This is a genomic window from Paractinoplanes polyasparticus (assembly GCF_019710575.1).
Lineage (GTDB): Bacteria > Actinomycetota > Actinomycetes > Mycobacteriales > Micromonosporaceae > Actinoplanes > Actinoplanes polyasparticus.
Window position 1 is genome coordinate 81,810 of sequence record NZ_JAHWFK010000059.1, and the last position, 24,393, is coordinate 106,202.

At 69.6% G+C, this 24,393-nt stretch carries 23 protein-coding genes; 12 read left to right on the forward strand and 11 right to left on the reverse strand.

Annotated elements, in window-relative coordinates:
* The first annotated feature begins 242 nt into the window (after window positions 1-242).
* The 3 genes from KXC43_RS44055 (at window position 243) to KXC43_RS44065 (ending at window position 2,602) form a co-directional block, all read left to right on the forward strand.
* The gene (locus KXC43_RS44055) at window positions 243-782 is read left to right on the forward strand and encodes a SigE family RNA polymerase sigma factor (protein ID WP_221382241.1); all 540 of its coding nucleotides are present in this window, start codon (window positions 243-245) and stop codon (window positions 780-782) included.
* Window positions 779-1,774, forward strand: coding sequence for a hypothetical protein (locus tag KXC43_RS44060; RefSeq protein ID WP_221382242.1), 996 nt, complete (start codon window positions 779-781; stop codon window positions 1,772-1,774). The genes KXC43_RS44055 and KXC43_RS44060 overlap by 4 nt, the downstream gene beginning before the upstream one ends.
* 174 nt (window positions 1,775-1,948) lie before the next feature.
* Window positions 1,949-2,602: a hypothetical protein gene (locus tag KXC43_RS44065; RefSeq protein ID WP_221382243.1), complete on the forward strand. Its 654-nt coding sequence runs from the start codon at window positions 1,949-1,951 to the stop codon at window positions 2,600-2,602.
* 51 nt (window positions 2,603-2,653) lie between these two features.
* Here the strand turns inward: KXC43_RS44065 and KXC43_RS44070 are convergent, their stop codons facing one another.
* Window positions 2,654-3,586: an NAD-dependent epimerase/dehydratase family protein gene (locus tag KXC43_RS44070; RefSeq protein ID WP_221382244.1), complete on the reverse strand. Its 933-nt coding sequence runs from the start codon at window positions 3,584-3,586 to the stop codon at window positions 2,654-2,656.
* A gap of 108 nt (window positions 3,587-3,694) precedes the next feature.
* Between KXC43_RS44070 and KXC43_RS44075 the strand changes: the two genes are divergently transcribed.
* A complete protein-coding gene (locus KXC43_RS44075; RefSeq protein WP_221382245.1) occupies window positions 3,695-4,600 on the forward strand; it encodes a LysR family transcriptional regulator in 906 nt (301 codons plus the stop codon).
* Between the two features lie 272 nt (window positions 4,601-4,872).
* Here KXC43_RS44075 and KXC43_RS44080 read toward each other — a convergent pair whose 3' ends face one another.
* Both KXC43_RS44080 and KXC43_RS44085 read right to left on the reverse strand, forming a co-directional pair.
* Window positions 4,873-6,855 carry a sensor histidine kinase gene (locus KXC43_RS44080; protein ID WP_221382246.1) on the reverse strand — a complete coding sequence of 661 codons (1,983 nt, stop codon included), beginning with the start codon at window positions 6,853-6,855 and terminating at the stop codon, window positions 4,873-4,875.
* Window positions 6,856-7,009: 154 nt separating this feature from the next.
* Window positions 7,010-10,693: a SpoIIE family protein phosphatase gene (locus KXC43_RS44085; protein ID WP_308129530.1), complete on the reverse strand. Its 3,684-nt coding sequence runs from the start codon at window positions 10,691-10,693 to the stop codon at window positions 7,010-7,012.
* 233 nt (window positions 10,694-10,926) lie between these two features.
* Here KXC43_RS44085 and KXC43_RS44090 point away from each other — a divergent pair, with 233 nt between their 5' ends.
* Window positions 10,927-12,168 carry a PP2C family protein-serine/threonine phosphatase gene (locus tag KXC43_RS44090; protein WP_221382247.1) on the forward strand — a complete coding sequence of 414 codons (1,242 nt, stop codon included), beginning with the start codon at window positions 10,927-10,929 and terminating at the stop codon, window positions 12,166-12,168.
* 20 nt (window positions 12,169-12,188) lie between these two features.
* On the opposite strand, the gene KXC43_RS53025 is transcribed toward KXC43_RS44090, so the two are convergent.
* The 3 genes from KXC43_RS53025 to KXC43_RS44105 form a co-directional block, all read right to left on the reverse strand.
* Window positions 12,189-13,667 carry a GGDEF domain-containing protein gene (locus KXC43_RS53025; RefSeq protein WP_221382248.1) on the reverse strand — a complete coding sequence of 493 codons (1,479 nt, stop codon included), beginning with the start codon at window positions 13,665-13,667 and terminating at the stop codon, window positions 12,189-12,191.
* 104 nt (window positions 13,668-13,771) lie between these two features.
* On the reverse strand, window positions 13,772-14,755 hold the full coding sequence (locus KXC43_RS44100; RefSeq protein WP_221382249.1) for a hypothetical protein: 984 nt from the start codon (window positions 14,753-14,755) through the stop codon (window positions 13,772-13,774).
* Between the two features lies 1 nt (window position 14,756).
* Window positions 14,757-15,269: a SigE family RNA polymerase sigma factor gene (locus KXC43_RS44105; protein WP_221382250.1), complete on the reverse strand. Its 513-nt coding sequence runs from the start codon at window positions 15,267-15,269 to the stop codon at window positions 14,757-14,759.
* Window positions 15,270-15,477: 208 nt separating this feature from the next.
* Between KXC43_RS44105 and KXC43_RS44110 the strand changes: the two genes are divergently transcribed.
* The 5 genes from KXC43_RS44110 to KXC43_RS44130 are packed head-to-tail and all read left to right on the forward strand — an operon-like array spanning window position 15,478 to window position 19,349.
* Entirely contained in the window at window positions 15,478-16,029 is a 552-nt protein-coding gene (locus KXC43_RS44110) for an RNA polymerase sigma factor (RefSeq protein ID WP_221382251.1), read from the forward strand.
* On the forward strand, window positions 16,026-16,904 hold the full coding sequence (locus KXC43_RS44115; protein WP_221382252.1) for a zf-HC2 domain-containing protein: 879 nt from the start codon (window positions 16,026-16,028) through the stop codon (window positions 16,902-16,904). The genes KXC43_RS44110 and KXC43_RS44115 overlap by 4 nt, the downstream gene beginning before the upstream one ends.
* Window positions 16,901-17,596 (forward strand): hypothetical protein, encoded by a 696-nt coding sequence (locus tag KXC43_RS44120; RefSeq protein WP_221382253.1) that lies wholly within the window; start codon window positions 16,901-16,903, stop codon window positions 17,594-17,596. The genes KXC43_RS44115 and KXC43_RS44120 overlap by 4 nt, the downstream gene beginning before the upstream one ends.
* Entirely contained in the window at window positions 17,593-18,408 is an 816-nt protein-coding gene (locus KXC43_RS44125) for an ABC transporter permease (protein WP_221382254.1), read from the forward strand. Before KXC43_RS44120 ends, KXC43_RS44125 begins: the two co-directional genes overlap by 4 nt.
* A 32-nt stretch (window positions 18,409-18,440) precedes the next feature.
* Window positions 18,441-19,349: an ATP-binding cassette domain-containing protein gene (locus KXC43_RS44130; protein ID WP_221382255.1), complete on the forward strand. Its 909-nt coding sequence runs from the start codon at window positions 18,441-18,443 to the stop codon at window positions 19,347-19,349.
* A gap of 106 nt (window positions 19,350-19,455) precedes the next feature.
* Here KXC43_RS44130 and KXC43_RS44135 read toward each other — a convergent pair whose 3' ends face one another.
* From KXC43_RS44135 to KXC43_RS44145, 3 genes are read right to left on the reverse strand one after another with little or no spacing between them, the layout of a single operon-like run.
* Complete coding sequence (locus tag KXC43_RS44135; protein ID WP_221382256.1) at window positions 19,456-19,929, reverse strand: MarR family winged helix-turn-helix transcriptional regulator; 474 nt, start codon at window positions 19,927-19,929, stop codon at window positions 19,456-19,458.
* A gap of 37 nt (window positions 19,930-19,966) precedes the next feature.
* On the reverse strand, window positions 19,967-20,359 hold the full coding sequence (locus KXC43_RS44140) for a nuclear transport factor 2 family protein (protein ID WP_221382257.1): 393 nt from the start codon (window positions 20,357-20,359) through the stop codon (window positions 19,967-19,969).
* A 2-nt stretch (window positions 20,360-20,361) separates the two neighbouring features.
* A complete protein-coding gene (locus tag KXC43_RS44145; protein ID WP_221382258.1) occupies window positions 20,362-20,673 on the reverse strand; it encodes a MoaF-related domain-containing protein in 312 nt (103 codons plus the stop codon).
* A 237-nt stretch (window positions 20,674-20,910) separates the two neighbouring features.
* Between KXC43_RS44145 and KXC43_RS44150 the strand changes: the two genes are divergently transcribed.
* Entirely contained in the window at window positions 20,911-22,257 is a 1,347-nt protein-coding gene (locus KXC43_RS44150) for an NYN domain-containing protein (protein ID WP_221382259.1), read from the forward strand.
* Between the two features lie 25 nt (window positions 22,258-22,282).
* On the opposite strand, the gene KXC43_RS44155 is transcribed toward KXC43_RS44150, so the two are convergent.
* A complete protein-coding gene (locus KXC43_RS44155; protein WP_221382260.1) occupies window positions 22,283-22,921 on the reverse strand; it encodes an HD domain-containing protein in 639 nt (212 codons plus the stop codon).
* A 29-nt stretch (window positions 22,922-22,950) separates the two neighbouring features.
* A complete protein-coding gene (locus KXC43_RS44160; protein WP_221382261.1) occupies window positions 22,951-23,283 on the reverse strand; it encodes a nuclear transport factor 2 family protein in 333 nt (110 codons plus the stop codon).
* Window positions 23,284-23,350: 67 nt separating this feature from the next.
* Between KXC43_RS44160 and KXC43_RS44165 the strand changes: the two genes are divergently transcribed.
* The gene (locus KXC43_RS44165) at window positions 23,351-24,355 is read left to right on the forward strand and encodes a magnesium and cobalt transport protein CorA (RefSeq protein WP_221382262.1); all 1,005 of its coding nucleotides are present in this window, start codon (window positions 23,351-23,353) and stop codon (window positions 24,353-24,355) included.
* Window positions 24,356-24,393: the final 38 nt, after the last annotated feature.

Sequence of the window (24,393 nt, forward strand, 5' to 3'; positions counted from 1 at the left end):
GCCGCCGAAGCCGGGCGGGGAACGCCGCGAGAAGAAATGTTGGCTCCTGTATGCCACCAAAGTAAGGGTGACGTTATATAACGTCAACCGTACTATGGAGTTCGGCAGAGCCGTCGGGGTTGCCTGCAGCCCGCTGGAGCAATCACATCGGAGACAAGCGCAGCGGGCCGAGAGCTGCGGACTGAGGAAATGTTCTGGGCTGAGGCCCCAACCTTTCTGATGCTCGTTACGTCTGGGAGATCATGAAGTTCAGACGAGGCCGGGATACCGACGAGTCCTTCACCGCGTTTGTGGCGGCTCGCTCCCATCGGCTGATCGCGCATGCCGAATTGCTCTGCGGGCACCGCGAGCAGGCTCGGGACATCGTGCAATCCGTTCTCGTCCGGGCGTATCAGCGGTGGTCGCGCATCGAGCACGACGATCCGTACGGGTACGTGCAGCGTTCCGTCACGAACGCGGTCACCGACTGGTGGCGTACTGCGCACCAGCGCCACGAACGACCGGTCGATGTCGTTCCCGATGTGCCCGGAAGCCAGGACACCGCGCTCGAAGATCGCGGAGCGCTGCTGGCCGCGCTTGACCTTCTCACCAACCGCGAACGCGCCATCGTCGTGCTGCGCTACTTCGACGACCAGGCCGAGCGGGACGTTGCCGCGATCCTCGGCATCAGTGTCGGAACGGTCAAGTCGACCTGCCACACGGCTCTGCGCAAGATGCGGATCGCACTCGACGACGAGGTTCCCCGTCCTCAGTCCTTCCACGGCACCAAGGAGCAGTCGTGACCTTCGCCCCGGATGACCTGCGCAACGCCATGAATGACCTGGCCCGCAGCACCGACCCGCTCGAGCCGGGTCTCGTCCTGCGGTCCGCCAAACGCCGCCGCGCCCGACGGCGTCTCGCCGTCACGGCCGCCGCAGCCGCTCTGGTCGCGGTGGCCGGTGGCATCACCGCGCTGCGGCCCAGTGGTAACGGCCCGATCGTCGCCGGTGACAGCAGGGCGATCCAAGACCTCGACGACTCGCTGCACGGTCTGAATTCGGGGAACTACGCCTTCAGCCGTACCGGGGCGTACCTGATCACCGACATCGTCCGTGCTCAGGTCGACGTAGCCGACGGCTACGCGGTCGAGTACGGGAACAAGATGTCCCTTCTGCAGGTCGGGGACACGACGTACCTGAAGCCGCCCGGCGAGGGCACATACGCGGGTCCTCGTGCCCTGGACCAGATCAAGAACGCCGGGCTCCCTCAGGCTGAGGTCGATCGGTACGCGGCCAGCATCGCCCAACTGGACGGCACGCGCTGGCTACGCGTCGACCAGCAGCGCCTCGCCCAGGCAGCCGAGGTCGACGAACAGAGCTCCCTGGACTACACCGCGCCCACCCCCACCGCGGACAAGCCGGATATCACCGGTGCCGGCGCGCTGGTCAGCGCGGTGATGACCGCAGAACGAAGCGGTGACACCATCACCGGCACCCTGGACGCCACCAAGGTCAACAGTGAGCTGCGCCTGGTCATCGACGACCCGGCCAGCTACTACGGCCCACCGGCCACATCGATGAGGTACCAGGCCACGCTTGACGGGCAAGGCCGGCTGACCAGCTTCACGCTCCATCTCCCGGCCACGCTCGCGTCGCAGGCCGCGGACAGTCAGCCGGAGCCGCCACTTGCCATCACCGTCACCCGGTACGGCGACGTCGAGGCGCCGCAGGCCCCGCCGGGTGCCGAGAGCATCACCGAATTGACTTACGAGCTGCTCGCCCGGGACAACGACTGAGCACCGGCGTGTGGCTGAGGGGTTGCCCGTACCGATGGGACATTGACCTTGATCGAATTGGGCACGTAACGTGATGCTTCCGTTGTAGTCGGTGACCAGGGGTGGGCGATGTCGCGCAGGACCGGCAGGCCGGGGTCGAGCAAGCCGATGCCCATGGCCTCCAAGGCGGGGTCAATGCCGGGTGGGATGCTGCGTGCCGGGATCGCACTGCTGGTAGCCGCGGCGGTGGGTTTGTTCATCGGTGTGCTGGTGGCCAGCCCGACCGACACCGACACCGACACCGACACCGACACCGACGCGGCCATCGCCACGCTGCAGAAAGAAGAGGCCAAGCGGGACGCTGCCCAGATCGTCGAGCTGACCGCGTTGGCTCGCAGCACCGCGGAGCAGGTCAAGCCGGTGGTGGCCGGTCTGCGGTCCGCGCTGCCGGCCGCGGATGCCGGTGCTGTGGACACCCAGTCGGTCACCGACCAGCAACTGTCGCAGTGGAAGCAGATCATGGTGCAGCAGGTGGAGCGGCACAAGGACACGCCGTCGGGCAGCACCGCCACCAACGTCGCACGCAATGGGCTGCGCAACGCGGTCAGTCAGCTGTCGCTCGCACTCGATACCTTCGTCGCGGCCCGTGCGCTGCCGGCCGCCCATCAGGCGCCGCTGCTGGTGGTGGCGTCGCGGCAGCGGTTGCTCGCGGTCAACGACTGGTCGGTGGCGGCCACGCAGCTCGACCAGATCAACATCGACGCCGGACACGGGCACCAGCACGTCTACCTCACGGACTCATCCGAAGGCGGTGCGAGCGTCGGCGACGGCGCACCCGAGGGAAACTGACCAGGCGGCGGGCGTCTACCGCCCGCATCGCCCGGTGGGCCGGTGGGGAACTCAGGCGGCGTTGCGGGTGACCGCATTCCGTACGGCGTCCAGGCCGTCGACCTGCGCGACGATCGCCCGATATCCGAGTTCGGCGACGGCCTTGCCGGTGCGCAGCGTGCAGGTCTGCTCCAGGAACCAGCGCGCGGGAACAGGAATCACGCGGGCCGCGGTGCCGGCGTCGAGGTCGGGAATCTCGGCGTCGACGCCGTAAATCGCGAAGTTCGCCTCGAGGAACTCGCGGAGGACCACGCGGTGCTGGTCGGTGATGAAATACGCCTGACCCGGCCGGCCCCGCAGCCATCCCCGGACGAGACCCTCGACCGCGTTGTCGACGAAGGTGACGTCGGTGGTGTGCCGGCCGCCCTCGATCCAGGCGAACTCGCCGTTGCGGGCCGCCTGCACGAGGCCCTCGACCAGCGAGCTCTCGGGTCCCCACACGAACCGCGGCCGGATCGACACGGTGGCGAATCCCGGCGCGTCCGCGGCCAGCACCAAGGCCTCGGCCTCGGCCTTCGTCGCGCAGTACGCGGCTTCTGAGTCCGGCCGCAGTGGCGCGCTCTCGTCGACGTCGATGAGCGGCTCACCGGCCAGGAGCGCGGATTCGCTGCCGCAGTGCACGAAACGAGCTACGCCGGCCTGCCGGGCCGCTTGCAGGGCGGCCCGGGTGCCGCCCACCGTGACCAGTTGCTGCCGCTCCCGCTCAGCCGTGATGTCGGTCTCCGCGGCCAGGTGGAACAGCACCTCGCTGCCCTCGACGCCGGCGCGCCAGGTATCGGGGTCGGTCAGCTCGCCGCGCACCGGCTGGGCGCCCAGCGCGGCCACGACGCCGGCGGACGCCTCGCTGCGGACCAGAACCTTGACCGCGTGCCCGTCGGCCACCAGGCGTCGGATCAGGCTCCGGCCGATGAAGCCGGAACCGCCGGTGATGAACGTCTGTGCCATGTCGCTCTCCTCGGTCGTGATGATCTCTGCCTGGTTCCAGCAACGAGTGACCGGCAATGCTTCCCTCAGCAACCTTTATGTTCTGGAGGGTTCCGATAAGATTTCTGAATGGCTTCGTTGCGTGCGCTGGAGTGTCTGGTCGCGGTCGCGGACACCGGATCGATCACCGAGGCGGCGCGGCTGCTGCACTCTTCGCAGCCCGCGGTGTCCCAGCAGATCGCCGCCCTGGAGCGCGAGACCCGTACACCCTTGCTGCGCCGGGAATCCCGAGGCGTCTCGCTCACCCCGGCCGGGCGCTCCGCCGTCGCGGACGCTCGGCGTGCGATCGACGCGGCAGCGTCCGCGGTGCGCTCGGCCCGGGCCGCGGGCGAGGCAAAGGGGGGATCGCTGCGCCTGGTCTGCGCCCAGAGCCTGACCGTGCCGTTGCTCGCCCCGGTGATCCGCGCCTGGCATCGGCACCATCCGCAGGTGGCGATCGGCATTCGAGAGGCGGTCACGCCGGACGGCCTGTTCGACTCCGTCGATGGCGAGGATGTCGACGTATGGGTGCTGCCCGGTCCGGCCGACGGCCGTTTCACCGCCACGGTCATCGCTGAGGAGGAGATCGTGCTGACGGCCTCGAAGGATCATCGGCTGGCCGGGCGGAGCTCGGTGGAACTGCCCGGGCTCGACGGTGAGGATCTGGTGCACTTCGCGCCGGAGAACGGCTTGAGCAGGTGGCTCGACCGGTCGCTCAGCGTCGCCGGTCTTCGCCTCAAGCCGGTGCTGAGAACGTCGGTCACCTCCGCGGCGCCGCAGCTCGCGGCGGCCGGCCTCGGCATCGCGATCAGTCCGGTCAGTGCTGTCAGCGCGGGCTTCCCGGGTGTGGTCCGCTCCTTCTCGCCCCGGTGGACCCGCCAGTTGGTCGCGGTGACGCCGGGGGAGCCCGATCCGCTCGCTGCCCGCTTCATCGCCGATCTGCGTACCCGCGGTGTGCGGGTGCCCCGGGATGTGAAGAACCAGCTCGTGGAGTAGTTGTTGCGGCGCGGCCTGCGGGTGGACCACGAGAAGCGTGGCCGCGCCGCGAACCGGTTCGACAGTCGGTTCGCGGACCGGAGGACACGCGTCGAGCGGACGCCGGTCGGTGAGCACGGAGACCAAACAGCGGATCCAAGCCGTGATCGACGAGGTCAGCTACCCGTCGGACGCCACCGAGAACGCCCTACAGGCGCCAACATCACCGCGGCCGGCTACCGCTGAGCATCCCGGAGCACTCCCGAGAGGACTGGCTGTTCGGGGTGACTCGATCATGGCGCCGTGTCGGTCTGTGCGGCGGCGTGCTGTGGCCGGCGGCCGTTCCGTACTGCCATCCCGACGAGCCGGGAGGCGTCCGACCGTCTCACCGAGGCGACCTCGGGCGCCGTCTCGTCGGCCGGGACGGCCAGCGCCGCGGGAAGGGTCATCATCGCGCGGATGCCGCCATCGACGGTGGGAGCGAGGGTCACCCGGATCCCCTGCTGGGCGGCCAGGGTCGCCACCACGAACAGGCCGAGCCGGGCGCTGTCGGCGGGGTCGAACTCCCGCGGCTGCGCCAGTCTCCGGTTCGTCTCCTCGATCGCGGCGGGCGACATCCCGATCCCGTGGTCCTCGATCTCTATCACTGTCCCGTCCGGGCCCCGCCGAGCCGACAAGCTCACCGACGTATCCGGTGCGGAGAAGGCGGTCGCGTTCTCCAGCAGCTCACCGATCAGATGGCCGAGGTCGTTGACAGCGTGCCCGGGTACTTCGGCGTCCACGATCGGGCCGGTCGCGATCCGCTCGGAGTGCTCCATCTCGCCGGCCACCCGAGCGACGAGTCCGGCGAGCGACTCGGCGCCGAGCCCGCGCCGGCTCCGCGCGGAGCCGGACAGGATCACCAGATGCTCGGCGTGACGGCGCATCCGGATGGCCAACTGGTACGCGCGGGCGTCGCCCTGATTCACCGGGCCGAGGGCCTCGATCTGCCGATCCAGCAGCGCCTGATTGCGCCGGGCGACGTTGACCAGAACCTTGTTCATGTCGTACCGCACGGCCGCTTCCCCGGCCGCCGACTCGACCGCGCTGAGGTGCACGTCGGTCAATGCCGCGCCGACCTCCGCTATCTCGTCGTCACCCAGGCGCAGGCGTAGGGCTTCACTGTCGACGTCGATGCGCTCGCCGGCCCGCAACCGGCGGACCAGCTCCGGCAGCCGCCGGCGGGCGAGCTCGGTGGCCGCCGTCCGGAGCAGGAACAGCCGCCGTACGACCGAGCCGCTGATGCGCGCGGCGATCACCAGCGACACCACGATGGCGATCAGGCCGAGCAGGCCGGAGACGCCGAAACGAATCAGGATCCGATCACGGGCGTCCCTGGCGAACTCGACGGCGTGGTCGTAGCCGTCCGCCATGAAGGTGAACAGCTGGTCTGTGGCCGGGGTCGAAGTCGCCTTCCAGACCTCCCTGGTGATCGCCACCGGTCCGCCGGAACGTCCCGTCCCGATGATCTGGTCCTCGGTCGTTCGCAGCGCCGCGAAGGCCGGGCCGCTCAATATGCTTTTGAACCGCGCCTGATCCGGCGCCGGCAGGGTCGAACCGGCGGTAGGGATCTGGAAACGCAACGCACCGACGATCTGGAGGAACTGCAGATATTCCCCGCTGCCGAAGCGACCCGCCGCGGTGGCGCCGCTCAGCAGCGCGTCCTCCTGATAGAGCAGCTCCCCGGCCCGGCGCATGGCGACCATGGTGCGCATGACCCGTTCCACCAGCGGGTCGCTCGAGGCCGCGGCCGCGTTGGAAACACTGAACGCGTAGCCGATGATGCTGGTGTAGCCGCTGAGGACCGAGATCGGGGTGGCATCCCGGGCGTCGACCCGGGCCCGCATCAGGGTCAAGGATTTGAGGCTGGTGGCCATGTCCGCGAACCGCGCCCGGGTGATCTCGCCGGAGAATCCGCTCCCGCCGTAACGACGGGAAAGCTCCTGGAATTGCGCTATTGCCGCATCGGTCGTCACTCTTCGGGTACGCAGAGCGTCGGCGTCGCCGCCGGACGTGGCCAGGAACTCCACCGACTGGGTGCGCTCACGCTGCAGGGCGGCCACCATCCGGTCGCACGGCAGGCTCACGTTGTCCCGCGTGTTGTACGTGTCGCGCAACGCGGTCGCGTCGGCGAACGAAGCCTTCACGTCGACCACCCAGAGACCGGTCAGCGCGACCACCGGCAGCAGCAGAGCGAAGACGATCTTCGTGCGAATGGATCTCGGTGTTCTTCGCATGCGACCTCAATCGGGCAGATGGCGTGGCGGGTCCTCAGGGCCGGACGGGGGGCCAGCCGAGATCCGAAGTGGAGTACGGCGTTCCGTCCTGTCCGGTTCGCTTCAGCCGCCTCTTCCCACTTTCCGAGAACCGAGATGCGTTCGTGTTCGCTGTTCAGCGGGGGACGTGGAGACCAAGGGGCCGCCACTGGCGTTCGATGGTGACGGTCGTGCCCGTGGACGTCGGGACTACGCGGACGTCGCCGTACGCGCTCATCAGCGTGGCGCCGCGTCCGCGGTCGCGGGCCGCCGGCCGGGCCCGCCACCCGCCGAAGTCGCGGACCACGATCCGTACGGCGCCATCGAGGATCCGCATCTGGACCTCCACCTCGGGCCGGGTCGGCCGCTGGGCGTGCTCGACCGCGTTGTTGACCGCCTCGCTCGCTGCCGTCTGCAGGTCGTACAGCAGATCTGTGTCGATGTCGAAGTCGCCGAGCGTGGTGCGCAGGTCGCGGCGCATCGCGCCCGCCGCCGACGGCTCCAGCGGGTAGACCCACGTGACATCCAGGTCCGGCACGTCGTTCTCCACCCCGGGCTCGGGCTCCCGGGTCCGGCGTAGCACGACCGCCGCGATGTCGTCGTGCTGTGGCTGCGGGACGCCGGCCAGCACTGAGTCGAGGACCGCGGTGGTGGACGCGTCGGCCGCGTAAGCCTCGTGACTGATCCGCTGCAACCGGTCGAGTCCGATGTCGATCGAGCTCGGCGCGTTCTCGACCAGGCCGTCGGTGTACAGCAGCAGTTGGCTGCCGGGAGGCAGAAAACCCTCGTTCTGCCGGTACGACGCCCTTCGCAGGCCAAGCGGCGGCCCGACGGTTCCGCGCAGCAGGTCGGTGTCGGACGACGGGGCGGAGAACACCGGGGTGGGATGGCCGGCGCTGCACCACGCGAAGTCGCCCGTGCCGGGGTGCACCCGCAGAACGAACAGTGTTGCCAGCAGCGGCGTGCCGAGGCGGTTGAGCAGCGCGGCCACCCGGGTGATGATCGCTGCGGGGGATGAGTCCTCGACCGCGTACGCGCGGACCGCGTTGCGCACCTGGCCGGTCATCACCGCCGCGCCCAGCCCGTGCCCGGCCACGTCACCGATGCTGATCACGGCGTCGCCGTCGGGCAGCACCACGACGTCGTACCAGTCGCCGCCGACCCGCCCGGCGGCCGGCCGGTGGACGGCCTGCAGCTCCCAGCCGTCCAGCGTGGGCAGGTTGTCCGGCAGGGTGCTCTGCTGCAGGGTCAGCACCAACTGCCTGTCCTGGTCCAGTTGCCACCCGGCCTGCGCCAGCGAGGCGAGCATGTTCGTCATCGGACCGAGCAGGCCCCGTTCCTGGTCGCTGAGCCGGCGCGTCGCGTCGACCAGGACGGTGAGGGTGCCGATCGGCTCGCCGCCGCGGCCGAGGATCGCCGCCCGTACGCTCCCGGCGGTGTCGGCCGACGTGCCGTCGAGGCCCGAGGTGAACCGCAGCTCGGGCCGGCTGTCGCTGTCGGCGACCACGACCTCGGCCGCGATGCCGTCGAGCAGGGCCCGGGCCTGTTCGGTGACGGTCTGGAAGGCCTCCTCCAGGGCGCGGCCGGAGGTGATCACCGCGGCCGTGTCGGCCAACGCGGACAGCTGCCGGGTGTGCATGGCGCGGACCCGGGCCAGCCGCAGCGTGTTGCGGACCCGTGCGATCAGCTCCGCCGCGGTGAAGGGCTTGACCACGTAGTCGTCGGCTCCGGCCTCCATGCCTTCCACGCCGGACCCGTCGCCGGCCCGGGCGGACAACATGATCACTGGCAGCGCCCGGGTCGCCTCGTCGCCGCGCAACGCTCGGACCAGGGCGAATCCGTTCAGGCGGGGCATCATCACGTCGGTCAGCAGCAGGTCGGGCGGGTTTCGGTGGATCGCCTCCAGCGCCGCCTGCCCGTCCGGCGCCGGCTCGACGTGCCAGCCCTCACGGGTCAGCAGCCGCATCAGATATGCGCGCATGTCGCTGTTGTCGTCCGCGACGAGGATCCGGGCGCCGTCCGCCGCCGGCGCCGGGGCCGGCTCGGCCGGGTCGACGGCATCGTCGAGCCAGCCGACCGCCTCGCGGGCGGCCGTCTGCGCGGTGAACATGTCCGGCAGCGGTTCGGCCGCAGCGGCCTCGATCAGCGGCACGGTGACCGTGAACGTGGTGCCGGCGCCGGGGGCGCTGTCCACCGTCACGTCTCCGCCCTGCACTCGGACCAGCTCGCGGACCAGGGCCAGCCCGATCCCGCTGCCTTCGTGACTGCGGGACCGCACACCGCGTACGCGGTGAAAACGGTCGAACAACTGGGGCAGGTCCTCCGCGGCGATGCCGATCCCGGTGTCCGAGACCCGCAGCCGCACCGTCCCGGCGTCGGCGTCCAGCCGCACCTGAATTTCGCCGACGAAGGTGAACTTGAGCGCGTTCGACAGCAGGTTGCTGACGATCTTCTCCCAGTTCAGCGGGTCCACAGCCGCGGTCACCGGCAGCGGCGGGCAGTCCACCACCAGGCGGAGGCCCGCGCGCTCGATCGCCGCGCGGAAGACACCGGCCAGCTCGGTGGTGTAGCGGGCCAGGTCGACCGGTCGCGGCCGGTGGCCGGACCGCCCGGACTCCAGGCTCGAGAAGGTCAGCAGATTGTTGACCAGCGAGTGCAGCCGGTCGGCGCTGCGCTGGGCAAGCTCGACCCGGTCCCGCTGGGCCGGCCCGAGCGGTTCGCCGGTGTCGGCGAGGGCGTCGGCCAGCGGGCCCATCATCAGAGTCAGCGGCGTACGGAACTCGTGGCTGACATTGGTGAAGAAGTCGGTCTTGACCCGGTCCAGCTCGGCCAGCGCCGCCGCCCGGTCGCGTTCCTCCTGGTAGGCCTGTGCGTTGCGCACGGCGACCGCGACCTGCTGGGCGAGCAGCTGGAAGAAGGAGCGGTACGTCTCGTCCAGGCCGCGGCTGGGACTGACCCCGACCAGCAGCACACCGAGCGGCTGGAACCGCTCCGCGGACGGGAGCGGGAGGGCGACCGCAATGCGCACGGGGTCATCCCAGGCGCCGCCGGTCACGGTGAGCCGGTCCTCGACGTCCTCGATGTCCAGGGCTCCGCCCGCGGCGGCGTGCAGGCGCCAGCCGTCGTCGGACGGGTGCACCAGCGGCGGCAGCACCGCGTCGACGCCGTCGACCCCGACGGCTGCGGCGCGCCGCAGGAACACGCCGTCGCGCAGGTAGATCGCCGCGAACGGCACGTCTGTACGATGCTCGCCGATCACCGCGGAGAGCTGGGCACAGACCTGGTCGACGTCAGCCGCACGCCCGCCGGCCGGCACTGTGAGCTCACGCAGCAGGCGGAGCCGTCGCTCACCGACCACTTGCTCGGTGACCTCGCTGCACACGGTGAGAATGCCCTTGGTGGTGCCGTCGTCGTCGCGGGCCGGCGCGTGCGAGACGCTGAAGTAGGCCTCCTCGCGGTAACCGGATCGGTTCAGCGCCAGCTGCAGCGCCGGCACCCAGCTGGCAACGCCGGTCGTCCTGGCCTCGACGATCAATGGCTCCAGCACGTCCCAGCCCTCGGCGAGGGTGACCCGGACGTCACCACCGAGCGCGTCCGGGTGCCGGTCGCCGATCAACGCGGAGTAGGCGTCGTTGTAGAGCTGGGTGTAGTTCGGCCCCCACAACAGCAACATCGGGTAGCGGGAGGACAGCACAGTTCGAACTACCGCCCGCAGGCTCTGCGACCAGTTCTCCACCGGGCCGACGTCGGTTGCGGACCAGTCGAGCCCGCCCATCAACCGTCCCGCTGCCCCACCGTCGGCGAAAAGGTCGTCTGTCACGAGGCCACGCTACCCACGGCATGCCGTGGTCATTCCTGCCGGTCGGCATCCGGCCTGCTCGTATTGCCGTGGGCGGCGCGAGCGTCTTCACAGGGCCCAGGAGGATCGTGCGGACGCGGCGACACTCCGCCGAAGCATGCGGGACCCGGGCCAGCAGCGTGATTTTGCGCCGGTGACCTTGCGCGCGAGCGCCCACAGGGCACTCTTGACCGGGCGATCTGAAAGGTAACTGGGTGAACACTCTGCAAGCGTTGCGGCAACTGCTGCGTCAGTCCCATCATGCCCGGCCGGAGGACCTCCCGGAGATGGCTATGCGCGCTGCGGACGTGATCGGCGCCGAGGCCATGATCATGTACGTGGTCGACCATCAGCAGCGCGAGCTGCTGCCGCTGCTCGGGGGGTCGGCGCCACACCGCGACCCGATCGCCGTCGACGGCACTCTCGGCGGTCGCGCCTACGCCCTGGTGACCCCCTTCGCGACTCAGGGCGACAGCCAGGGCGAGCGGCTGTGGTTGCCGATGGTCAACGGCAGCGAACGGATGGGCGTGCTCGAGGTCGTCGCGCCGGCTTCGCTGCAGGACGAGGCTGTCGACGAATGTGTCTCGGTGGCGTCGCTGCTGGCTGAGCTGCTGGTCACCCGCAACCTCTACAGCGACACCATCGAGCAGGTGCGCCGCCTCGAACCCATGCGGTTGGCGGCCGAGATGCTGCGGGCGCAGCTGCCGCCGTTGTCGTTCTCCACCGGCCACCTGATGATCAGCGGCATCCTGGAGCCCTGCTACGACGTGGGCGGCGACGCCTTCGACTACGCCGTCAACGGCGAAACCGCCCACCTCGCGTTGTTCGACGCCGCCGGGCACGGCTCGGCGGGCGGGATGCGTGCGGTCATGCTGGCCTCACTGGCGCTGGCGTCCTACCGCAACGCCCGCCGCGCCCGGATGGGTCTCATCGACACCTACCACTACATCGACTCGGCGGTCCGCACCCACGACCGGTACGGCCTGATCACGGCGGTGCTGGCCGAGATCGACCAGCAGACCGGGGTCCTGCGGGTCATCTCCGCGGGTCACCCCAGCGGGATGGTCATCCGTCAAGGACGGGTGGCCAAGGTGCTGCCCACCCCTACCGCCCTGCCGGTAACCCTCGGTGACAAGCGGCCACCGGTCGTGGTGGAAGAGGCCCTCGAGCCGGGGGACCGGCTCCTGCTCTACACCGACGGCATCATCGAGGCCCGCTCGGCGCAGGGCGAGCAGTTCGGCACCGACCGGCTCATCGACTTCGCCCTCAAAGCCGCCGCCGACCAGCTGCCGGCCCCGGAATCCGCCCGGCGGCTGGTCCACGCGATCCTGCGCTATCAGGACGACCGGCTGCAGGACGACGCCACCATCCTGCTCGCCGACTGGCGCAGCCCGGCCCCGCCGCACTCGGACCTCGAGCTGATCACACCGCCCGCCGCTCACCTGCTCGAGCCCTGACGACGCTCCGAAAGGTCGCATCAGCGAGGAAGGGCGCTCCGGTCGTTCACGAAGTCGGTGTGCAGGTCGGTGTGTGCGGGGTGGCCGCAGACGGAGAAGCGATCGCGTCCGTCCCGCTTGGCCGCGTAGAGCGCCTCGTCCGCGCGGGCGGTCAGTTGTTCGGCCGACTCTCCGCCCGCCCACTGGGCGAGCCCTGCGGAGAACGTCTGACTGTGCGGTGTCGCCTCTTGCAGCCGGTCCATGACGATCATCGCGTCTTTCAGGCGGCAGTGCAGGATGAGGCCGAACTCCTCGCCGCCGTAGCGAGCGATGAGGTCGCCGGCTCTCAGCTGATGGTGCCAGGCGGAGCTCGCGGCCCGCAGCAGTTCGTCGCCGGCCTGATGGCCGAGCAGGTCGTTGTATCGCTTGAAGTGGTCGAGGTCCATCAGGCCGACCACCAGCGTGCCCCCGGAACGGTGCGCGACGGCGAGCCGGCGTTCGAGTTCGGCGTCCCAGGCGCGGCGGTTGGGGATGCCGGTCAGCCCGTCCAGGTACGCGATCGACTCGAGTTTGTCGGCTTGTTCCTGCACGATGCCGATCAGGCCGAGCACGCGGACGATGAGCAGCAGAAACACCAGGATGGAGCAGAGCGACGCGGCCAGCCATTCGACGGGGCCATCGGCGCTGATCCCGTCGACGATCAGCAGTGCCGGGCTGAGTAGACAGGCCGAGCTGATCAGCAGCACCCGCCGCGGCGAAACGCCGGCGGAAGGCTGGGCGCCTTCACCGCCGACCTTCGCCATCGACGGATGCAGCGCGGCGCCGCCGAGCAGGAGCGCGCTCAGCACGAAGGCGGGCGCCAGCTCGTTGTGGTTGGTCCCTTGGGACGACTGCCAGACCCACCCGACATGGGCCAGACCCTGAATGCCCAGGGAGGCGACGAGCTGCCAGAAGGCCGGGCCGCGCCGCGCCGACGAGGTGAACATCCGGATGACTCCGGCGAGCAGCAACAGATCGGCCAGGGGATAGGCCACGGTGACGAGCCGGGCCTCCAGCGGCATGGCCGGCTCGATCAGGTCGTGCAGGAAGACCAGCCACATTCCGAGTCCGAGTCCGCCGGTGAGCATCAGCGTGTCCAGGATGCCCGCCCGGTCGCGGCGCCAGGACATTCCGTCGACCAGCAGCATCAGTCCGGCCAGCAGCATCGGATAGCAGGCCAGCCAGAGGATGTCCGCCGGCGACGGGAACGGCACCCTGCCCTGGAACAGGTAGACCGACATGACGACATTGCCCGCTCCGCCACAGACGGTCATGATCAGCAGCAGCACCCACGGCAGTTTGCGTGCCGGGCGGTTCAACCGGACTCCGAGGACGATCGCGGCCACCGTCATCAGTGGGTAGCAGAAAGTAGCAAACGTCGCAGCGGGCGACCCCTCGGGCGCGATGGTACGAACAGCCGTCAGAACGACACCGACCCCGCAGTAGCCGATCCACAACGTACGGGCCCCGGAAGTCGCCACGACAAAGACATCGGTTCCCCGAAAAAGAAACTGAGAATCACTGCAAACCCGGCAAGGCCGCACCCGGGGTGCTCTCCCGGATACGGCCTTTGATCTGACGGTGATCAGAACTTGCCGGCGGCGACGTCCGCGAGCGTCACCCGGGTCACCGTGTAGGTGACGGTGACGAAGGTGTTGGTGTACTTGACGGGCATGCCGCTCTCGGCGTCGACGACCACGCTCTCCGGGCTGTCGACGGCCGGGGCGCCGGCAGTCAGGGTGAGGACCTTCCGGCCGTCGAGGGAGCCCTCCTCGATCGCGATCTCCGGCATCTGGTCGAGCAGTCGCAGCACGCCGGCGCGGACCGCGGGATCGCCGGCGCCGTCGCGCAGCGCATCGATCGAGGTGTTCCACACCCAGTTGTCGGTGTAGTTGCCCGCCACCGCCTTGGTGCCCGTGGCCTTCGCCTTGATCTTGGCCCCCTCCGAGAGGGGCTTGACGGCGCCCGGAGCCTCGATCGGCACGGGGTTCTCGCCGGTGTAGAAGGCACGCGCCATCCGCTTGCGGGCCTCGTTCAGGTCACCCTTGGCCGCCAGCTTGGCCGCGGCGACTGCCCGCTTGCGGCCGGCTTCGTCCGCCTTGTCCATCTGCGAGCGGCCCTTCTCGACCCGGGCCGGCAGTCCGGCACGGGTCTTGGCGAAGAAGTAGTCGCCGTTGTCGGCGTGCAGGTCCCAGACGTCGATCTTCTTGCCGTCGGTGTACGCCTGGCTGCGCGAGATCAGCGTGGCGTCGCCCTCGGTCTGCTTGAGGGTGGTGAGGTGGCCGACCAGGCGTACGACCGGAGGCTGCTCGGCGGCCGCGGACGAGCCCGGAGCGGCGAGGTTGGGCGCCGGCGACCGGGCCGGGACGCCGGCGCCACCGGCGGCGAGAGCCACCGCCGTGACCGCGGCAGCGGCGAAGGTGCCGCCGGCCGTGGCGCGCCAGGCGATCCGGCGGCGGCTCATCTTCTTGCCGCGGGCCAGGATCTCGTCGATCTCCGGCGAGTACGACGGGTCGGCGCGGAAGCCCTGCAGCGCAGCGGTGAGGCGATCCTCGGTGTCGTGAGACATATCAGTACTCTTCCTTCAGGACGGTCTTCAGCTTGATCAACGCGCGGCTCGTCTGGCTCTTGACGGTGCCCTCGCTGCACCCGAGGATCGCGGCGGTCTCCCGTTCGCTCAGGCCCTCGAGGAAGCGCAGGACGACGGTGGCTCGTTGCCGCGCCGGGAGCGCCTGCAACGCGTGCAGCAGCTCGGCCCGGTTCACCACGCTGTCGGCCATGTCGGCGACCGCCGGATCCGGCACTCGCGTGCCGGACTCCACGGTGTGCTTCCGGTTCCGGCGCCAGCCGCGCCGCGACTCGTTGATCAGGATGCGGCGGACGTAAGCGGACGGGCTGTCGGCCCGCTGGACCTTGCGCCAATTGCTGTAGGCCTTGGCCAAGGTCTCCTGGACAAGGTCGTCAGCCAGATACCAGTCACCGCACAGCAGATAAGCGGTGCGGTGCAGCGAATCGGCGATGCCCTGGACGAAGACGCGGAACTCCTGCTCCACGCCGTGCGTCCCGGACGCTCGGTGGCTCATAACGGTTGTCACACCCGGTAAGACCCTCCTGCCGAGGAAGACGTTGTCAGCGACCACAAAACTTTTTCGGTCAACGAGAACTCGTCACGCCCGTCACTTCGGCTACCGACCGCACGACGCGAGAGGAACCGCGCCGCGGAATCTTTGCGGACCCGTCTGAACCTTCCGCCCCGGCGGCTGCTACCCACCTGGAGGAGGGGGTGAGCGGATGGGTCCGAGCAGTGACGACGCGTTGCTGCGATCGATCGCGGCCGGTGACGCCGCCGCGCTGTCCCGGCTCTACGAGCGGTACTCCGGCGCGCTCTTCGGCTATCTGCACCGGCTGGCCGGCGACCGGATGACCGCCGAGGAGATCCTGCAGGACACGATGCTCGCGGTCTGGCGGTCGGCCGGCGCCTTCGAGGGGCGCGCGAAGGTGACGACGTGGCTGTTCGGCGTCGCCCGCCGCCAGGCGCACAACCGGCTACGCGGCCGGTTCGCGCCCGAGCCCCTCGACGCCGACCTGCCCGACCGGCCCGATCAGGGCGCCGGCCCGGAGGACCTCGCGATCGCGGCGGCCGGAGGAACCCCGGTGGCCGCCGCCATCAACCTGCTCCCCGTGCATCACCGGGACGTGATCGCGCTGGTGTTCGTGGCCGGCCTGCCGCTCGCGGACGTCGCCGAGGTGCTCGCGATCCCGGTCGGCACGGTCAAGAGCCGGCTGTATCACGCTCGGGCCGCCGTCGCCGCGGCGCTCACCGCTCAGGAGGTGCCCGAATGAAGGACCTGTTGCCCGCGTACGCCGCCGGCTCGCTCTCCGGACCAGACCGCGACCGGGTCCGCGCGCATCTCGCGGACTGCCCGCGCTGCCGCGCCGACCTCGCCTCCTGGCAGGCCGTCGCGGTGGCCGCCGCGCCGGTCGCGACGCCGCCGGACCCGGCGTCGCTGGTCCGGGCGGTGCTGAGCCGCAGCGCCATCGAGCCCACCGTCCGCCGGTCCCCGCGGCCGGTGCGGCACCTCGTCGCGCTGGTCGCTGCCGAGGCGCGCCTGATACGACCGGCCGCACCGATCGCCTCGGCGCTGGTGATGGCCCTCGGCGCGGGACTCGTGCTGCTGCGGACCACGGCCGGCGCGGACCTGATGCTCTCCCTGATCGCGCCGATCGTCGCCGCCGCGGGGGTCGCGGGCACCTATCGTTCCCGCCGCGACCCGGCCGCCGAGCTGCTCGCCGCCACACCCACCTCCGGCCGGCTGCTGCTGCTCATCCGCATCGCCCTGGTGTTCGGCTACGACCTGGTGCTCGCCCTGGGCGCCTCGGCGGTGCTGACCGCCACCGGCGCGGCGGGCGCGGACGGCCTGAACGAGCTCGTCGGCGCGTGGCTCGGGCCGATGGCGTTGCTGTCCTCGGTCAGCCTGATGATCGCCGTCTTCCTCGGGCCGGACGCGGCGCTGGGCACGGCCATCGGGTTGTGGGCGGTGCGGGTGCTGGCGGGCGGCGTGCTGCTCCCCGACGACTGGCCGGCCCGGTACGTCATGGAGGTCTGGTCGACGAGCGCGCCGGTGCTCGTGGCCAGCATCGCCCTCGCGATCGTCGCGGTGACGATGTCCGCCCGCGGTGAACCTCACGGCGGCGGACGCGCTACCCATCCGATGTGAGACCACTGACCCTCTGGCGGTACGAGATGCGCCGGGCAGGCTGGGCGGCCTTTCTCGGCCCGCCCCTCGCCCTCGCCCTCGGCATCACGGCCGCGCTCGCGAATCCGCAACCGACCGACCTGACCACCGCCCGCATCCTGCTCGGCGCCCTGGAGATGGCGATACCGCTCGCTGCCGCGGTCGCCTGTTCCTCCCTCGTCGGCCGGGATCCGGCCCGCGAGCTCCAGCTTGCCTCGCCGACGCCCTACCGCGTCACGCTGCTGCGCCGGATGATCGTGACGCTCGGCTGGACCGCGGCGGTCGCCGTGCCGGCGGCAGTCGTGCTGATCGCGACCGGCTGGTGGGCCCGCTGGCCGGAGAATCACGGCGCGTTCGCCGGCCAGCTCACGTGGCTGGCGCCCACGGTGGGGCTGAGCAGCCTGGCCTTCGCCGCGGGTGCCGTCTTCCGCAGCCCCGGAGCGGCCGGCGCGCTGGTCACCTCGGTGTGGGCGATCCAGCAGTTCTTCGCCGGTTCGGCGCAGGCAAACCGGCCGGGCCGGCTGCTCTATCTGTTCGCGACGACCCGGGGCACGACGCCCGGCGACTGGACCGCGAACCGCCTGACGTTGCTCGGCGCGGGCGCCGCGCTCATCGTGGTCGCCCTGGTCCTGCTGGGCCGCTCGGAACGCCTCATCGGCGAGGAGGACGAATGACCGCCTTTGTTGCCAGCCTCCGGTACGAGTTCCGGATGCAGGTCCGCAAGCGGACGGTGTGGATCGTGCCGGCGCTGACCCTGGTGCTGTTCGTGCTGATCGGAGGCAGCCTGCTGCGGGACCTGTTCGATCCGGCCGAACGGCCGGTCGATCCGCGGACCGCTGTGGTCGGGCTGGCGGTCCAGCTCAACGCGCTGCTCTCGATCGGGTTCGGCTGCCTGCTCGCCGACCGGCTCATCCGCGACGACCGGCTGCGGGTGGCGTCGATCCTCGACGCGACGCCCGCCTCGCCGAGGGCGCGCCTGCTCGGCAAGTACGTGGGCGTCGCCGCCGCGACGGCCATCCCGGTTTCGGTGGCGTACTTCGGCTTCGCTGCAGCGTACGCAGTGGACACCGGAGAGCCCCGGGCGCTGGGCTGGGCGCTGGCCGCCTTCGGGGCCCTGTTCATCCCCGGGCTGCTGTTCGTGGCCGCCTTCGCGCTGGCGGCGCCGCTGGTCATGCCGGCGCCGCTGTTCCGAGTCCTGTTCGTCGGCTACTGGTTGTGGGGCAACGTGGTCTCGCCCGACATGATGCCGACGCTCGCGCGAACCCTGGTCCACCCGTTGGGCGGTTATCCGCTCGCCGCGTTCTTCGACTTCCACGGCATCGACGGCCAGGACACCTGGGCCGGCCCGATACCCGGTGCGACGCTCAACGCCCTGCGGCCCGACCCGACGCCGGCGCTGGCCTGGCTGTCCATCGTCCTGCTGTTGATCATCGCCGCCGCCGTGCTCGCGGGCGGCCACGCCCTGCGCACGCGCCGCATCCGATAACGAGCCCGCGTCCGACAACGAGAAGGAACTCCATGCGAATCGAGATCTCCGGCCTGACGAAGACGTACCGCGGTGGGGTGGCCGCCATCGACGACCTCGATCTGGCCGTGCCCACCGGGATGTTCGGCCTGCTCGGCGCGAACGGCGCCGGCAAGACAACGCTGATGCGCATCCTGGCCGGCATCGTGCGTCCTACGTCCGGCCGGGTCACTGTGGGCGAGCACGACCTCGGCACCGGCGCGGGGCGGACCGCCGTGCAGCGTGACCTCGGCTACCTGCCGCAGGACCTCGGCGTCTACCCCGACCTGACCGCGCGGCAGTTCCTCGACTACGTGGCGCTGCTCAAAGGCATGGACGATCGGACTGTCCGGCGCCGGCGGGTCGGCGAGCTGCTGGAGGTGGTGGCGCTGACCGAACACGCGGACCGGCGGCTGCGCGGCTTCTCCGGCGGCATGCGGCAGCGGGTCGGCATCGCCCAGGCCCTGCTCGCCGACCCGCAGCTGCTGATCGTGGACGAGCCGACCGCGGGCCTCGACCCGGAGGAGCGGATTCGTTTCCGCACGCTGCTGTCCCAGTTCGCCGGCCGGCGCACGGTCCTGCTGAGCACACACATCGTCGATGACATCGGGCAGACGTGCCAGGAAGTGGCGGTGCTCGCCAAGGGCCGGCTCATCTTCCGTGGCACGGTGGAGGAGCTGACCCGCCGCGCCGAGGGGCAGGTCTGGTCGGTGGTCACGGACGGGCCGGCCCCGACCGAGGGGACCGTTGTGTCCGCCCTGCCGCACGACGACGGCATGCGCTATCGGATCGTGGCGCCGTCCGCTCCGAGGCCCGGGGCGCGTCTGCTGGAACCAGGCCTGGAGGACGGCTACCTCGCGGTGGCAGCCGGTCGCGGTAACGCTTCGCGGCATCCGGCGGCGCCGCCAGGACGCCGGCCGTGACCACGGTTGCCCGGTTGGCATCGGGAGACGCAACCGGGCGAACCAGGTCGCTGTCACAGCGCCGGTCGGGCAGGTGCAGCGGCTGCACCTGCCCGACGACATGTGACTAGACGTGTAGCCGGTCGAGCACGGCGATGAGATTCGCGCTGATGGTGCCGAGGGCGGCAGTTTCGGACTCTGCCAGGTTGTCGAAGAGGACGTCGCGTATCTCTTTGCGCTGCGCCCGGAGGACGCGCGCCACGAGCAACCGGCCCTGAGGCGTCAGGGTGGCCTCGTAGGCGCGTCGTCCCGCCGGTGCACGGTCGCGGGTGACCAGACCTTGGCGTTCCAGCACCGCGATGGTGTGGCTGACGCGGCTGGGGGAGAAGCGCAGGGTGTCGGCGAGCGCTTTCAGGCCCAGCGTGTGGTTGTCCGCGCCGCTGAGGAGGATCAGTAACTTGAAGTGACTGTGCGAGATGGCACCGTCGCGCTGGGATTGCCGTTCCAGCGCGGCCTCGAGGAGGTGGGCCGCCAACACGAGGTCTTCCCACACGGCGGCACGCCGCGCGTTGTCATCACGTCGCATGGTCACGATGGTCATCCTCGCGTCCGTGCTCGCGCATGTCGATCGGTCGGCGTTACACCATCGCGTTGCCGTTGGCGGACGTCTCGGCGGCGACGATGTCCTGGACCACGTCCCAGTGCTCGACGATGCGTCCGTTCTCCAGTCGGAAGATGTCGACGATGGCCACCGGGCCCGGGGCCCAGCCGTGCACGATGCTGTGGGTGAAGACCAGGTCGCCCTGCGCGGCGACGCGCTGCGGCTCCCAGGAGAAGCCCTCCAGCGTCGGGACGACGTTGCGCAGGGTGTCGAGGCCGTTGGGCATCTGCGGGCTGTGCTGGACGTACGGCTCGGCCCAGTACCGGTCGATCGCGGTCAGGTCCTTTTCCGCGAACAACTCCCGCATCGCGGTGAGCACAATCTCGGTGTTGCGTCCGGCCTGGTCGTCCTGTGCTGAATCGCGGGTCATGGTCATGCCTCCTCAATGGTTCCGACAAGGTTGTAGAGCTTGCCGTCGACGGTCACGTTGGAATAGACGGTTCCGTTCTCGAAGTCCTCGACGTGCGTGACGGTGGCCCCGCTCGCCTCGGTCCAGGAGTTGAGGAAGACGCCCGCACGGATCTCCCGTAGGTCCAGAGCCACCGTCTCGGCGTGACCGTCGGGGGCGAGCCCCGCGCCCTGTATGACGACGAAACTGCCCTGGGTCGGCGAGTCGAAGGTGAACCGCACCTTCAAATCACCGAGGTGGAAGCGGTAGCTGCGGCCCGTTAGCTGTCTGGTCATGACGTGCCCTTCATTCGTCGATCACAACCTCGTTGCTGAGTTGAACTCTCAACTCAGCGGAACTCTTCCGGCGCAGAGGGGGATGCGAATCACATCGCACGCGGTGGTCTCTCGCCGAACGTTGCCGCTGAAGGCGCCTTGCTGCGGGATGTCGGTTTGGTGGGCTCGCATGCTCGACGACGCCCGTGGCGTCTCCGGTCCACCACGGCGCGGCCGACGAGCCGGTAGCGTGCCTTCATGGAACATGTCCGGGCCGCGTTGTATCTCGACTTCGACAACGTGTTCAGCGGCCTCTACAAGATCGATCCTGATGTGGCGATCCAGTTCGCGAACCAGCCCAAGATTTGGCTGGACCGCCTGGCAGCGACATTTTCGCCCGAAGCGCCGCGCCGCTGGCTCGTCCTGAGGTGCTACCTCAACCCGGCCGGTTCCGTCGCCCACACCGATCCGGCCAGCGACCAGACGCGTCTGTACTTCTCCAAGTTTCGGCCGGGGTTCGTCCGCGCCGGCTTCGAGGTGATCGACTGCCCTCGCTACAGCGGAACCAAGAACGCCGCTGACATTCGGATCGTCGTCGACGCCGTCGACGCGCTGTCCGCCGATACCCGTTATGACGAATTCGTGATCGCTTCCGGCGACTCCGACATGACGCCACTCCTGCAACGACTACGACGGTCCGACCGCCGGACGATGATCGTTTCACCGGCCGACGCCGCCGAGGCGTTCACCACGATCGCCGATCAGGTTCTGGACAGCCAGCGCGTGCTCGCGCTGGTCCAGGGTGAGTCTGTCGATATCGACGATGAGCCCGATGACGTGAGCGCCGCCGAGCTCGAAGGAGACTTCGGTGTCGCGCTCGACCGTGATCTGGACGCTCGGCAGGATGCTGATTCCCGTCGTAGCGCGGCCTACGAGGCCTTCCAATCGATGGTTACGGACGAGTATCAACAGGCAGCAGAACCGGTCAACATGGCCTCGCTGGCTCATCGGATACGGGCCCAGCTCGGCTCAGTGGTGAGCGAAAGCAACTGGTTCGGCTTCGGCAGCTTCGCACGCGCGGTGGCGAGCCTGCACCTGGCGAACCTGAACATCTCGCAGCACTTGCTGTGGGACGCCGACCGGCATTCGCAGCCGGAGTCGGAGGGAGGCATGCCTCGGCGTACGGGGCTTCCCCCCGCCGTCGAGCGGGTCACCGACCAGCTCAACCTGCCGACATTGCCGCAACCATCGTGGCCGGCCGTCTATCGGGTGCTGTCCGACTACGCTCACACTCACGCCTTCAACCTGACGCACTGCACCAGTTGGGCCCGCGACCAGCTGCGCGAGCAAGGCTTCGGGGTCAGTCGGAGCGCTGTTGCCTTCGTCGTTCGCGGCTGTTCGTACGGCGGCGCTCCGCTGCATCGCAAGCCGGCGCCGACCGCAATCGAGATCGGCGAGGCATTCATCGACAACGTCATCAGCCGGGCCGAGGCCGAGTTCGTTCTCTCCGACGACGAGAAGACAACCATCCGAGGGTGGCTGGACGTCGAACGTGAGGACTGGCCGAGCGCAGACAGCACAACCCTCGGTAGTTCGATGACATAGGCCGGCCGAAACTGCCGGGAACCGGTCAGAACGCGGCCAGACGCGCGTCCGCATCGGGATCGGCGCGGTGTGCGGCCAGCAACGCCGCCGGCCAGGTCGCCGCGGGAGCACGCCGTTCGTCGCGCAGGGCCTGCTGGACGACCACACCGCTGAGCACACGTTCGATGTCGGCCCTCGGCAGCGCCGCTTCGGTGGAACTCCGCAACTGCGGCTCGACCAGCGGAGCACCGAAGTCGGTCAGCACGCCCAGCCGCACCAGGCGGGCCAGCGGGCTGATCCGCTCCGCGATGTGTGGTGTGGTGTGCAGGGCGATGGCTGCCCAGATCGGCGCGCAGGCTTCCGGCGCCCAGCCGTGGCGGGTGAGCAACTCCACGGCCAGATCGGCGCCCTGCACCTCGAAGCGCTCCCAGCCCCGGACCAGCCCGGACGCGCCGAGGTCGTGCATGAGACAGCTGTGCAGCAGCGGCGCGTCATCGACGTCGATCCCCTCGGCATCACGCAGGACGGTCGCATAACGCAGCACCCGGATGCTGTGGTTGACCACGGCCGGCGCGCAAGCCCCGCGGACCAGCGCCAGCGCCGGCGTACCCGCGTCGACAACCGCGGTCATAGCGGTCAGCCACCGCGGTTCGCCGCTCGCCGCCGTACCACCGTCGTCAGTCATATCCTCACTCCTTGTCCCCGGCCGGTGCGTCAAGGCGCGATCTGCAGACTGCTGATGAGCTGGTCCCGCACAGTGAAGCGGAACATGAGGCCGACGGGTTCGCCCGACACCGTGCTGGCGACGTTGGTGGCCACGACATACGAGCCGTCCTCGGCCTGCTGCCAATCGAGAACCTCGACGATGAACTCGTACGCCTTCCCCGCCTTTCGCCGCCAGGCGACGATCTGTTCGCGGCCGTGGTACGTTCGGCCGTCGTCGGTGAGGGTTGCGTCGTCGCCGAAGCACGTGGCCAGGTCGTCGAGGTCGCATCGTTCGACCGAACTGAAATAACGGCTGAGGATCTCGGGATATGCGCCTGTCATTGCCTGCCTCCTCATCGGCGGTACGACTTGCGACTCCCCGGTGCCCGAAGAGTCACGGTGCTTCCCGATGATTGTCGATCGTGCGATCTACCGGAACGGGCTGCGTACGGCCGAGGAACTCGGGCCGGCGGGCCTGGGTGAAGCACGCGAGACCGGCGCCGCTTGGGCCTGGGTCGCGCTCGACCGGCCGACCGAGCAGGAGTTCGCCACCGTGGCCGACCAGTTCGGCCTGTACCGGGCCGCGGTGGAGCACACTCTTCAATTGCACCAGCGGCCCCGGCTGGAACGTTATGGCACCACCCTGTTCTGCGTCCTGCGCACGGCCCACTACGTCGACGAGTCCGAAACGGTGGAGTTCGGCGAGGTGCACGTGTTCATGAGCTCCGGCTTCGTCGTGACCGTCCGCCACGGCGTGACGCCCGACATGGCTGCGGTGCGCCAGGCCCTCGAATCCAGGCCGGAAAGGTTGCGGCGTGGGCCAGTGGCGGTCCTGCGCGCCGTCCTGGATCAGGTCATGGACGACTACGCGCCGGTCGTCGCCGGGGTGGAGGCCGACATCGACGAGATCGAGGACGAGGTCTTCAACGGCAGCGCCGGTGCGCCCCGGCGGGTGTACCGGCTCTCCCGGGCCGTGATCGCATTCCACCGCGCGACCAAACCGCTGCCACTGATGATCGCCCGCCTGATCGACGAGTCCTGGTTCGATGAGGACGAACGGCAATATCTGAGGGACGTGCAAGACCAGTCTTCCCACCTGGTCGAACAGGCGGACGCTTTCCGGCAGCTCCTGCAGAACATCCTCAGTGTCAATCTCACGCTGGAGACGAAAAGTCTGGCCGAGATGTCCAACGCTCTTACCGAGATGTCGAACGATCAGAACGAGGTCGTGAAGAAGATCTCTGCGTGGGCGGCCATCCTGTTCGCTCCGACTTTCATCGGCACGATCTACGGCATGAACTTCCGTACCATGCCGGAACTGACGTGGGAACTGGGTTATCCGTTCGCCCTCGCTCTGATGGCGCTGGTCGGGATCTGCCTGTACGTCGTGTTCAGAAAGCAGAACTGGATCTGAGGCCGAGACCGGCGTGCCCAGAGCCGTCCTGACGAGAC